Here is a 13,337-nt window from a genome sequence, read left to right on the forward strand (position 1 = left end):
AAAGATATGAAACAAAAATATTCATCATGGCAAGCAATCAAACTATTATTTTCTTTCGCTAGAGATTTTAAAAAACAAACTATGCTCGGAGGTCTTTTTTCCTTTATTAATGCCGTTGCATATATTTTAGGTAGTTTATTAGTTGGGCTAGTTGTAAGTTCCTTTTTTGATCCTATCGCAAACGGGAAAAGTGCTTTTGAAAATTTTGATACAACCCGCTTTGCACTAATTTTAGTGCTCCTAGCTTCTTGTTATATTATTTATGGAATTTTTAGATATTTAGAAAATAGATATTTTGTTAAAGTTAGTTTTGGAACTGCTACAAATATCAGAAAAAAAATTATAAAGAAAATGCTTAAATTAAATATTAGCTTTTATGATCGTAATAAAGCTGGTGATTTAATTTCAACAATTATAGGTGATGTGACAAATATTGCTTTTTCATTAAACCAAGTTTTATCAGCGGTTATTAATGCTGTTATTAACATTAGTTTATCTTTAATAATGATGTTATTAGTTTCTGCTAAATTGACATTAATTGTCATACCATTAACTTTACTAATGCTTTTTAGTGTTATGGTGTTAATTAAAAAATCTCAACCTTACTTTGAAAAAGTACGTAATGCTTTTGGAAGGTTGAATGCATTTGTTGAAGAAACATTAACAAATACAAAAATTACTAATTCCTTTGAAAAACACAAACCTATTTTAAAAGAACTTGAACAGTTAACCAGAGATATTAGAAATGTTAGTTTTAAAAGTGATTTAGTTTCTCGAAGTTTTGAAATTATTTATTCAATAATGTCAAATAGTATAATTTTAGTGATTGCCGGCATTTCAGCCTTTTTCTTCTTTAGGCAAGAGCCAATTTGAGGTGTGCCAGGCATTATGGGACAAACTACTAATATTGCTACTTCTGGTTTAATAGTAACTTATATCTCCCTTAATTGAAATTTCTTAGGTCCATTTCAAAATGCACTAGGTACTATATTTGGGGCACAAAGTGCTGTGGCATCAGCAACACGGGTAGGAAATTTATTAAATGAGCCCGAGCCAGTTATAAAAGATCAAAAAATAAAAATAGTCAAAGTATCATTAAACCAAGAAACTAATAAATTTGAGGAAACTGATGCAAATGATCCATATGGATTTTATGCTTGAAAAACTTTTAATAATAATACTAATGAATTGGAATATAAATCAGTTAAAGGAACAGTAGAATTTAGAAATGTTTTCTTTAAATACCTTGATGATTCTCAAGAATATCAATTAAAACAAGCAAGCTTTTCTGCGAATCGGGGACAAAAAATTGCTATTGTTGGACCTACTGGAGCAGGAAAAACTACGATCGTTAATTTATTGTCTAAATACTATGATTATACATCTGGAAGCATTACAATTGATGGCCATGAACTTAAAGAAATTGATACAAATAATTTAAGGGATATTATGACAATTGTATTACAAGATTCATTTTTATTTAATGAAACAATTATTGATAATTTAAAGAAGGCAAATCCAAAAGCATCAAGGGAAGAAATTATCAATGCCGCCAAAATGACAAAAGCACATGACTTTATTTTATCTTTAGAAAATGGATATGATACCTTAATTGAAAATAATGGGTCAAATATTTCTCAAGGTCAAAAACAATTATTGTCTTTGACAAGGGCGATTTTAACCAATAGAAATATTTTAATTTTAGATGAAGCCACTTCAAACATTGATTCTAGCACTGAAAAAATAGTTCAAGAATCAATGTTAAGGTTAATGGAATATAAAACTTCTTTTGTAATTGCCCATCGGCTAAGTACAATTAAAAATTCTGATTTAATACTTGTAGTTAATGATGGAATGATTATCGAAAGAGGAACTCACGAATCATTATTGCAAGAAAAAGGTTTTTACTACAATTTATATCAATCTCAGTTTAACTAACAAATCATATGCAAAAACATTGCATATGATTTTTAATTTAAATAGATTGATTTTAAAAATGCTAATTTTAAAATATTTTCTTGTTGTATGAATTGCATATTCTTATAGATGTTATATAATATAAATATACACATAAAATATATTAGGAGCTTATTTATGAAATACAAGAAATTACTATTTAAATTATCTACAATTTCTGCATTATCATCAGGTTTTGCAGTTGTTGTATCTTGTTCTGGAAGTAATAAACCTATTGCTGGTGATCCAGGTATACCACGTGTTGAACCAGTTTATTCTGCAGAACACTGACGTGACTTATATAGAAAAAATAATCTAAGTTACAACGAAGCAATTGATACTTTTGCAAAAGAACTTGATAAATTAAAAGCACAACTTTCATCTGAAAAAGATGAAACAAAAAAAACAGCTATTGAAGATAAAATCTTTGATTTATTTTTTAATGCTAAAGCAAAACTAGCCCCATTAGTTCATAATTACAATTATTTCTTTACTCGTTTAAGAGAAGCAGAAAAATCTGAAAATTCAACTTTAAGAACAGTAAAGATTTTCCACTCTAATGACGAACATGGAAGAATTGAGTTTGATGACTCTAAATACAACAAATATGCTGGTATGGTGGAAACCAGTAAATACCTTGCTGATAAGAAACGTGATTTATTAATATCAGCAGGTGATATGATTCAAGGTTTACCTTTATCAGATTCGGATAAAGGAAAAACAATTTCACAAATTGCTAAATATATGCAATATGACTCAGTTACTGTTGGTAACCACGAGTTTGACTATGGTTTAGAGCATATTTTGGCATTAAATGAAAGCACTTCTCAAGATAAAGAGGGTATTAAAATGCCATTTATCTCAGCTAATGTATACTACAAAGATTATGCAAATGAAACCAACAAACCAGATCGTTATGATCAAAATTTAGTTGGTAAAAGAGTCTTTAAACCATACATTATCAAAGAATTAGAAAGCGGAATCAAAGTGGCAATCATTGGTTTAACAACCCCTGATACAGTTTATACTTCGCACCCTAAAAATTCGGCACTAGTTGAATTTAGATCACCAAGTGATGAACTAAAAAAAGCAGTTAATGAAATTAAACAAAACAACCCTGAAATTAAATTAATTATTGCTGCCACTCACCTTGGAACAGGTAGAAACGATGCAACTTGAACATCAGATTATCTTGCACAACAAGATGCTGGTGATGGTTTAGATTTAATTATTGATGGCCACAGCCATTCATTTGTTCCAATAAATAACAAGGATAAAGTAACTGATACTAAAAATATTTATATAACTCAAACTGAAGCATATACTAAATATTTAGGTGATATTGACATAACTTTTGATACTTCTACTGGAAAAATTACTCAAGTTTTCCAAGTTTTAAGAGATATTAGTCAAATTGAAATTTACAATGCTAATTTAAGTGATAAATTATTAGCGCGTCTAAAAACTGTGTTTGCTAAAGAAAACTCAGTTAAAGCTTTTGATTCTCCAGGAGTATTTGAACACGTGACCAGTGTAAACATTGATGGAACTTCATACTGGAAAGGTAGATTAATGCCTACAAGCCTCGGAACTTATGCTGCTGATGCGCTAGCTTGAGGATTTGTAACTCAAGAACCTTGGGGTTCAAGACAAGGTTTTGAAGTTGGAACTTTAGATAATACTATTGGCCTTCTAAATGGTGGCGGATTACGTTCTGACCTAAAACAAGGTGAAATATCACGTGGAGATGCTTTAGCAGTCAGTCCATTTGGCAATAGAATCGCTGCTGTTAGAGTTAAAGGTTCGGTTGTTATTGAAGCTTTAAAACATGGTTTAGGTGCTGGTAAAGCTGGTGGTTTTGCCCAACTATCTACCAACATTTCTTACACTGTTAATGCAGTTAAAAAACTAAATGCTAAAACGCAATTAGAAGAATATGTTTGAGAAGCAGATACATCAAGCTTTAAGGTAAATAACAAAGCTATTGATCCAAATCAAAATTACTACATTGTTACAAATGACTTTATTTTGGCAGGTGGTGATGGATATGGTATGTTAAATGTTGATGCTAATGATGGAGTAGTTTTAGCATATGAAGGTGATAAATATATTGATACCTTAATTGAATATGCTAAGAAGGTCTCAGCATCCGGAGCATCACTAAACCAAAATAAATTTGAAAGCGCCTTATCTTCATATTTAAATGCAGATAAATACAAAACTCAAATAGTTAATATTCCGGAAGAGGCTAAAAAAACTTCGCAATAATTTCAATAAAAAAGTAATATTTAACTATTAAGTTATGTTTATTAAAATCAATAATTGTGTATAATATTATTAAGCACATAAATTAAATATATTTTCAATCAAACTATAAAAAGGAGCATTTATGCAATTTAAAAAATTATTATTAACAATTTCTGGAATTAGTACATTCCTAGTACCAGCTGTTGCGGTTTCTTGTGGGGGTTCTCAAACTCGAACATCTGGATACCACAGACGTGATAGTGACTATGTAAGATCTTCAGAAAGAGTTGCAGCACTTACAACAAACTCAACTTTAACTCATGAGTTTGCTCAATCAGAAGCAATTAAAGCAAAAAACATTAAATTTACTTTAATTACTGATACAGGTAACGTTACTGACAAATCATTCAACCAATCAGCTTGAGAAGCGTTAAATGCTATTGGTGATCAAACTCAAAAATCAGATACAGAACAATCATTTGAGTTTGTTACAGTAAAACCACGTAAAGATACATATCAACAATCATATAATACTGCTGTAGATACTGGTACTAATGTACTTGTTTTACCAGGATTTGCCCACGGCGAAGAAATTAGTAAATTCATTAAAGCAAATAAAGCAAAATTACAACAAAAGAAAGTTGTTATTATCGGAATTGACTTTACTGTAGAAACTGACTATGAATACTTCTACGCACTTAATTTTGATGTTAACCAAGCATCATGACAACTTGGATATGCACTTTCAAAATACTTATCAACAGAGTTTGCTAGTGCACCAGATTCAAGAAAAGTTGCTACATTAGGTGGGGGAGCATTCTTTGGGGTTACAGACTTTATTACCGGATATTTAAAAGGTATTAAAGCATGAAATGATGCGAACCCAACTTTAAAAACAAAACATGCTGATAGTATTAATTTAAATGCAGGATTTGAAGCTAATAACGCTCAAAACTCTGCAATTACCAATATGTTAGGTACAGGTGCTAAAATTGTTTACCCAGTTGCTGGACCTGCAACAACTCAAACAGTACAATCAGTTACAAGTAATGAATCATACCGTGATAAATTAGTTGTTGGAGTTGACGTTGACCAATCTAAATCAATTCCAGCTAGTTCAGGTTACTTTGCTACTTCAGTACTAAAGAATATTGCACAAGCAACATATGACATTATTTTAGCTAAAGTATTTGGAATTCAAGCACTTGAAACCAAAATTTCAGCCTTCAAACAAGGTGACAAAAATAACTACTATGGTGGATTTGGTGACGGTTGAGTAGGTCTAGCACCTTCAACAATTGCAGATACAGCTAAGAGAGAAAAAATGCAAGCTGCTATTGAGGAAGCTAAAACTAAATTCAACGCACTTTCAGCAGATGACAAAGCATTTGTTAGTGCACCAAAAGCTACTAAAGAATCACAAGCTGCTACCGACGAAAACTCAATTAAAACATTAGTTGATACACTTTTAGCTGCAGTAAATCAATAATTTATTCAAAAAGTTATTTTATTAAGCCGCCTGATGGCGGTTTAATTCTTCAAATGATACCTTTACTTTTTATTATATCTAGTGAAAGGAGGTTAAAATGGAAAAACTTAATGCTATTGAATTTAATAATATTTCTAAGTCCTTTGGAACTATTAAGGCTAACCAAGAAATAAGTTTTCAAGTTGAAAAAGGAACAATACATGCGCTAATTGGTGAAAATGGTGCTGGAAAAAGTACCCTTATGTCAATTTTATTCGGGCTTTATTCACCTGATAATGGTGTTATTAAAGTTAATAATAACGAAGTATTAATCAAAGGACCTAATGATGCTAATGCTTTAGGTATTGGTATGGTGCACCAACACTTTAAATTAGTTGATGTTTATACCAACTTAGAAAACATTGTCCTTGGTGCTGAAGATATCAATAAAAATACTCGTGTTATTGATTATGCGCCAGCAATTAGAAAAATTAAAACAATTCAAAATAAGTTTGATTTACATTTTGACTTAAATAAACTAACAGGTACTGAAACAGTTGCCACCCAACAAAAAATTGAGATTATGAAAATGCTTTACCGTGATTCAGAAATCTTAATTTTTGATGAACCTACAGCTGTTCTGACAGACCAGGAAATCCAAGGTCTTTTAAATACTTTCAAATTATTTAAAGAACAAGGTAAAACAATTTTATTTATTTCACATAAATTAGGTGAAATAAAAGAAGTTGCTGACAATGCAACTGTTATTCGTCATGGAAGAGTTACAGGTAATTTTGCCGTTAAAGATGTTTCAATTGAAGAAATGGCTAACCGAATGGTTGGCGGTGAAGTTGAAAATGCCCGTAATGAATATACCGACACAACGAAAAATAAAATTATTTTAGATGTACAAAATGTTTCTACAGAAGGTGAAAAACCCCTTAAAAATGTTTCATTACAAATTAGAAGCGGTGAAATAGTTGCTATTGCTGGAGTTGAAGGCAATGGTCAAACTGACTTAGAATATGTTATTAGTGGGATGAAAAAACCTTCTAACGGAACAATTAAGTTAACCAAAACACCTTTAATTAAAGAAAAATTAAAAATAATTGAAAAAGCCAATATAAGAAAAATTTACTTTAATGTTCTAATGTTCTTTTTAACATTTATTGTTGGTACGATTTTAATGGTGTTAACACCAGAAGCAAAAGATATAAACGTTATTTATAAAATAATTGGTGGATTTTTATATGCTATGACAATTGTATTTTTCTTTCAATCTGTTAATAGTGAAGTAAAAAACCGTAAGAAACTTGAAAATATTGTCTTTTATAATTTTTCAAGTAAAACGCGCCGGCTTGTTTACTTAACAAAAATATCATATTTAGTTACAACATTAACTTTATTAATTTTGTGGCTTTCAGGATTTATTTTAAATGAATCTCAAATCATACCATTAGTTTCTTTAGCTATTTTCTTAATTAATGGGTTACTAATGGCTTGAAACTTAGTTTTCATCTTTAAAGCCTTACATATTTCCAGACAAATCTTTGATAAAAACAATTTAATTCGCCATGTTGCTGTTATTCTGCTAAATTCAATTTTATACATTGTGTCATTTATTATTTTAGTGTTTATTGCTTTTACAAATATTAGAGCAACATTAAGTACAACAACTAACAATGTTATTTATGTAATAATGTATATATCTGTTTTAGTTTCTGCTGTAGCATTATTAATGCATTTTTATAGTTGAGAATTATTCTTCACTAAATCAAATGACAAAGAACAGCTGCAAGACCAAGATGAATACTTAGATTTAGAAAATCTTTCAGTTTACGAAATTTCAAAGCTTGGTCTTTCATTTATTCCAAGTGATAGACATAAACACGGTTTAGTACTGGACTACAACATTAAATACAATACTGTCTTACGTAGGCTTTGAGATTCTTCTTATGTAAAATTTGGTATTTTCAATGAAAAAGCTATTAAACAAGAAACTAAAAATATTATTGAGAAATATGATGTTCGAGGAGCACGTAATGGTATTTCCCAAGCTCGCCAACTTTCTGGTGGGAACCAACAAAAATTCATTGTTGGTCGCGAAATGAATTCTCCTCATGACTTTATTTTAATTGTGCAACCAACTCGTGGTTTAGACGTTGGAGCAATTAAAAACATTCACGAACAAATTTTAGAAGAAAAGAAGAATGGTAAAGCTATTTTATTAATTTCGTATGAACTTGATGAGGTTTTAGCTTTAGCTGATAAAATAGCGGTTATAAATACAGGTGAAATCTTAGCTGTTAAAGAAGCTAAAGATTTAACCAGAACTGAAATTGGTATTTATATGGCACATAAAAACGAAGAGAAAGGAGCAAACTAATGAAAAAAGGTTTATATGCAGATAATCCTGTTGTAGATTTTGGGGAAAGAACTCGTAGATTCTTTATGTTTGAAGAAAAAGCAAGCAGCCGTAGAAAGATTTTTGCATCTATTTGAGCTGTTTTCTTTGGATTACTATTTGCTTCAATCATTTATTGAATCATTGGAAGTACTGGCGATAATCCACAAGATACAACACTTTTCTCATTTGTAACATATATTTTTAGATTCTCAAGTACTGAATCTAATAGAAGTGTTTTCTTACTTTATTTCCTTTTCTTTGCCTTTTCTGGTTTAGCCATTTCGATTGGTTTTAAATCAGGGTTATTCAATATTGGGGTTTCAGGTCAAATGACCTTCCCTGCAATTATTTTCTTTGCAATTATTATTGGTTTAAAATTAGATATTGAAAAGATTTCATTAGAGTTCTTAGTTGGAATGTTCTTTGTCTTTATAATCATGGGAATGTTTATAGGACTTATTTCCGGATTCTTAAAAGCATTCTTTAATGTACACGAAGTTATTTCAACGATCTTTTTAAACTGAATTATTACATATATTGCAAAATATTTATTTACACAAGGTAATGAAGCTTTTGGGAAGGAAGCTTTTAGTTACTTTGACCCAGTTAGTGGAACAAAAAATATTTTTATTAGTGCCGAACATCAAAATTTATTTATTTATTTTGGAATTGGCTTAATTATCGCTTTAGTTGTTTTTGTATGATTTATTTACAGTAAAACAACTATTGGATATAAAATCAAAATGGTTGGCTTAAATAAAACTAATGCTAAATATGTTGGTATTAACGAAAAATTACTTATAGTAACCATTATGGGGATTTCAGGTGCTTTATCTGGTGTTGCTGGGTTTTTCTTAATTATTCTTAAGAACAATAAATTAGAAGCAGCATCTGCGCCTATGGGAATTGGATTTGAAGCAATTGCAATAGCCTTAATTGCTTTAAATAGTCCAATTGGTGTTTTATTTACGTCAATATTCTATTCTCTTATAAATACTTCTCAAATTGGATTTAGTTTCTTAAGAGGATCTGAAAAAGTTACTTTTGACTTTTTCCCAATTATTACTGGTATTATTATCTTTATGTCAGCTTTAGCAATTATTTTCTATAAATTTAGGGTAATGAGAACTATGGCTAAATATGGATATTTAAGTACAAATAAAACTTATTGATATAACTTTAAAACATACCACATTAGTAAATTTAAATATATTTTACCTGAAAAAATTAACTTATTTAAACTATATACAACTGGTATTAAAACTCGTTTAAACTTTAGAAAACAAGAAATGCAATATCAAAAAGATGTTTACAATCAAATCAAAGCTTCAAAAAATATGAGCGAAGAAGAACTTTTAGATTTTTACACCAAATTATCTAAAGCTAAATTTGACCATATTGCAAAAGGTAATGAGGCTGGTTTAAACCAATATCGTGATTCAAAGAATAAATTTAAAAACCAAGTTCAAAACCGTAAACAAAACTTTAATATATTAAAAGAAACATTATTCTTAGATTTTAATAAGAAAGTTTTAGCAAAATATAAACAAACTTTCAAAATTAAAGATTTAACTGTAGAAGGAGGAGTGTAATATGGAAATAATTCTTAGTTATACATTTTTCTTCTTTGTTATCCTTCTATTAGGTACTATTTCAGGTATTTTCTCTGAAAGATCTGGAACTGTTAATATTGCTATTAATGGATTTATGGTCTTTGGTGCAGCTGTTTATTCAATATTTAGTGTCATCTTTACTGATTCACTAAATATTACTAGTGCTTGGTCACAAATTCCACTTACTTTATTAGCTGGACTTGTTACTGTATTATTTGGTCTATTGTTTGGTTTAGCAGCTGTTAAATTCAAATCAGACCAAACGATATCTGGTTTTGCTATTAACGTTTTAGCAACTGGTATTGCGGCAATGGTAGTTTTATACTTAACAACCAGAACTCAAAAAGCGGGATCAGTTATTGTTTTTAGAGGACGTGAAGAATTAGCTTTATCTCCTGCAATTGGAACTTACCGTAACATTGTTTCATTTAAATTAGCGGTTGTTATTGTAGTGGCTATAGCCTCATGGTTTGCACTTAGAAAAACAAGATGAGGTTTAAGATTTAGATCTGTTGGTGAAAACCCTCAAGCAGCTGATGTAGCCGGAGTAAATGTTAATCGTATTAAATGACAAGGTCTAGCGATATCTGGATTTATTGCGGGGATTGCTGGTGCGATCTATGCTCAAGTGCAAATTAATATTTTTTCACTTTCAAAAGATGTGCAAGGGTTTGGTTTCATCGCCCTAGCCATTATGATTACCTCAAGATGAAAAATTAGTTTTTCAGTAATTGTGTCATTATTCTTCTCATTCTTACTTGCATTCTCATTCTATGGAATTAATACCCTTGGTGCTTCATTAAGTAAATTTGCAGATTTATTAGCAATGATCCCATACTTAATTACCTTAATTATTATGATTATTTCAAGTAAGAATTCATATGGACCTGCAGCTGCAGGTATACCTTATGACAAGTCCAAGAGGTAATAAAACACATTACTCACTTAACAATAAAATAATAACCAATATTTGGGTTAGACAGGGAAAAAATATTCGGACAAAATCCGAATATTTTTAATATAAAGAAAAAGAGGTAGTTATGAGACATTTAAAGACTAAGGAATGGGTCAAAATATTCGATTTGTACGATAAATATTTGAATTTGAGAATAACCAAGGCAGAATTTGATAATTTCTGTTTTGATATCAGAAAAGTATACTGAAATAAAGAATCAATGAGAAATATGATAAAGAAAAGAAAACTATATAATTTAAATATGAACATAGAATCACAAAGCGGTAAATCACCTAAGAAAGATAAAGGTGTTGGGAGAAAGAAAAAGAAAGTTCTCGATTATACATGAATTGATACTCTTAAAGATGATGAAAAAGATGCAGTTATAAAATACTACTATCGAATTTTTAATGAAAATAATATTGATGCAGATATCTCAAAGATAAAGAAAATCAAGAATCTTTCACATACTAAAAAATCTAAAATGATATGTGTTTCAAGATCTACATATTACGAGAAATTGAAAGATAACAACAAGACTAAAGAACTAAAGGTTAAACACAAAGAAATAATTTTTCAAAGTTTTGTCGAAAATAAAGAAAGGTATGGACGAAGGAGACTTGCTAAATATATTTTCCAAGAATATAATATTCAAATAAATCCTAGAACCCTAGGAAATTATATGAAAAAACTGAATTTGAAAACATTTGTTAGACAAAAACATAAAACTAAAGAATCTAAAAATACTAGTGTTAAAGTACCTGATTTAGTAAAAAGAGATTATAATTCAAGCAACAATAATATATATGCAACAGACGTGACCTATATACCAGCACCAAAAGATATTGAACAGAATCATATTTATTTATCTGCAATTATTGATCATAAAACTAAGTTTGTGACCTATGAATTATCACTTAGAAATGATACTGAACTAATTTTAAATAATATCACCAATACAAAATTCAAAAATAATTTTATTTTACATTCTGACCATGGATCTGCTTATTCTTCGCTTGAATATACTAAGAAAATAAAATCACTAAAAGGTAAAATATCAATGTCAAGAATTGGTAATAGTCTTGACAATCGTGAAATTGAGTATTTCTTTTCAATTCTTAAAAGTGAAATTTTCCCAAATTTTGATCAAACCTGTAAAAGACTTACTTTTATTGAATTATCACAAAAAATCAAAGAATTTATAAACTGATATAATTATAAAAGAATAAGATAAAAAAAACCTTCCCAAAGCATTCCGTTTGGCTTAGCCAAATGGTATGGTTGGGGAAGGTAAAACCGTCCGAAAAAAATTTCCCAGTTTAGGTTGTTATTTTATTTTTTTTGGACCCGGCAGAAAAAGGGGTGGTAATAAAACGATAAAAACACTGACTCAAAAAGTCAGTGTTTTTATATCAAGTAATAAAAAAGAGATAAAAAAAATATGCGGGATCTTGGAGCAAACCCGCATATACATAATCTTGATAAATATATTATACCATAATTTTTATTAATTGAAAAATAAAGGAGCAAAATTATGTCAGTAATTAAACATAATCTTGAAGAAATTATCTTTATGACTTCTAAAGAATGGGAGCAAAAATTAAAAACAGAAAGAATTATAGAAGCTTTAGAAACTAGAAATCAAAAATACATACTCAAATCTGTTGTTGAGTCTTTAGGAACTAAAGGTTTTGATATCAAAGTTTATAAAGATTTTGATTTTAAAAATATTTTTAAATTTTTAGAATTTGAAAATATTAAACTTAAAACTAATGAGAATTTACTTAAATTATTAAGTCAATGTGATCTTTTAGTTTTTTGTTTGTTAAAAGCTTTTTGGAAAAGAGGCAAACGATTCAAAACAATTAAAAACAATATTGAAATTTTAGAGTTTAAAAAAATTATGAAAAATCAATTTAGAATTCCAAGGCAAACAGTTGAAAACAGTCTTAAAAAATTTGAGGAACTTGGCTTGATTGAAATTGATTTTAAAAAAATAAAAATAAAAAAATTTAACTTAATTTTAAACCAAAAAAATCAACCAGGTTTTGTTGTTAAATTTAAAGACAATTTACTTTTTTGTTTACTTGCTTTCGGAAGAGAATTTGCTAAGAAAGTAATGCTTTTAAAATGATTGAAAAAGCAAAATAATAAGAAAAAAGCTTTAACCATAAAAATAAAAAAAGCAGATGAAAAAATACTTAGCAATAACTTATTTAATTCAAGTAAAAAAAATGAAAATGCTTCAAGAATTAAAAAAGCTATAACTCAAATTTTGTTTATTTTTGCTAACAAAAAATATGAAGATGTATTTTGTGTTAAATATAAATTCGAAAAGTCTGTAATTAAAAGATTTAGAACTTTTTATGATAAATTAGATCGAATTCAATTTTGTTAAATAGATTATGTTGATAAAAGTAAAAGTAAGTAATATTCTTGCTTACTGATTGTTATAAGCCGGAATATTACTTACTTTTACAACCTTTATTTATTTTTGATTTTATCTAGTTTTATTGGTTGTAAGAACGGTTTTTAAGAAACTGATTTTTAGTGTTACGTTTTTTTCTTAAATTTCCTATTTTTTTTTTGATTTTTAAAAAATGCCAAAAAATGTAACTTTATTTTATGTAAGTAAAATACAAAGAAAGTGATAGCTTTCTTTTCTATAGACCTTAGTATGTGTGAGAATAT

The 13,337-nt window shown here is 28.8% G+C and carries 8 protein-coding genes; all 8 read left to right on the forward strand.

What is annotated here, in order from left to right:
- Positions 1–6: 6 nt before the first annotated feature.
- The 8 genes from AC0B4K_RS00740 to AC0B4K_RS00775 all read left to right on the forward strand — a co-directional run bounded on the left by AC0B4K_RS00740 (position 7) and on the right by AC0B4K_RS00775 (position 13,044).
- Positions 7–1,938, forward strand: a complete 1,932-nt coding sequence (locus AC0B4K_RS00740) for an ABC transporter ATP-binding protein (protein ID WP_465103408.1) — start codon at positions 7–9, stop codon at positions 1,936–1,938.
- 156 nt (positions 1,939–2,094) lie between these two features.
- Positions 2,095–4,224 carry a bifunctional metallophosphatase/5'-nucleotidase gene (locus tag AC0B4K_RS00745; RefSeq protein ID WP_465103409.1) on the forward strand — a complete coding sequence of 710 codons (2,130 nt, stop codon included), beginning with the start codon at positions 2,095–2,097 and terminating at the stop codon, positions 4,222–4,224.
- 121 nt (positions 4,225–4,345) lie between these two features.
- A complete protein-coding gene (locus tag AC0B4K_RS00750) occupies positions 4,346–5,692 on the forward strand; it encodes a BMP family ABC transporter substrate-binding protein (protein ID WP_465103410.1) in 1,347 nt (448 codons plus the stop codon).
- 97 nt (positions 5,693–5,789) lie between these two features.
- The gene (locus tag AC0B4K_RS00755; protein ID WP_465103411.1) at positions 5,790–8,057 is read left to right on the forward strand and encodes an ATP-binding cassette domain-containing protein; all 2,268 of its coding nucleotides are present in this window, start codon (positions 5,790–5,792) and stop codon (positions 8,055–8,057) included.
- Positions 8,057–9,670: an ABC transporter permease subunit gene (locus AC0B4K_RS00760; RefSeq protein ID WP_465103412.1), complete on the forward strand. Its 1,614-nt coding sequence runs from the start codon at positions 8,057–8,059 to the stop codon at positions 9,668–9,670. The genes AC0B4K_RS00755 and AC0B4K_RS00760 overlap by 1 nt, the downstream gene beginning before the upstream one ends.
- A 1-nt stretch (position 9,671) precedes the next feature.
- A complete protein-coding gene (locus tag AC0B4K_RS00765) occupies positions 9,672–10,619 on the forward strand; it encodes an ABC transporter permease (RefSeq protein ID WP_465103413.1) in 948 nt (315 codons plus the stop codon).
- Positions 10,620–10,731: 112 nt separating this feature from the next.
- Positions 10,732–11,880, forward strand: a complete 1,149-nt coding sequence (locus tag AC0B4K_RS00770; RefSeq protein WP_465103414.1) for an IS3 family transposase — start codon at positions 10,732–10,734, stop codon at positions 11,878–11,880.
- A 300-nt stretch (positions 11,881–12,180) separates the two neighbouring features.
- Complete coding sequence (locus AC0B4K_RS00775) at positions 12,181–13,044, forward strand: hypothetical protein (RefSeq protein WP_465103415.1); 864 nt, start codon at positions 12,181–12,183, stop codon at positions 13,042–13,044.
- The last annotated feature ends 293 nt before the right edge of the window (positions 13,045–13,337 follow it).

This window comes from Mycoplasma sp. 11548, assembly GCF_055523555.1.